This is a genomic window from Erythrobacter sp. CCH5-A1 (assembly GCF_001557115.1).
GTDB lineage: Bacteria > Pseudomonadota > Alphaproteobacteria > Sphingomonadales > Sphingomonadaceae > Erythrobacter.
Genome location: NZ_LSKQ01000227.1, coordinates 1 through 254 on the forward strand (window position 1 = coordinate 1; position 254 = coordinate 254).

Below are 254 nucleotides of genomic sequence, written 5' to 3' on the forward strand. Positions count from 1 at the left end.
CTCTCGCCAGGAGCGGCGAAGCCTTCGCTGCGGACAATTCCTGCCGGGAACAGCACGGCACTGATCAGTCATCTTCGCAATCTTGAGTCCAAGGCCGCTGATCGAATCGGTGAACCTGCCACCATTCGCCTGTGCTTCGAGATTGGATATGATGGCTTCTGGCTCGCAAGGCTACTGCGGTCGAACGACATCGATACCTATGTGCTGGATCCCGCCAGCTTCCTCGTGTCGCGGCGAGGCAGGCGCGCAAAAAC

General features: G+C 59.1%; 1 pseudogene. It reads left to right on the forward strand.

Annotated elements, in window-relative coordinates:
- Positions 1-254 (forward strand): annotated as a pseudogene (locus tag AX708_RS21165) (IS110 family transposase); the annotation flags it as partial.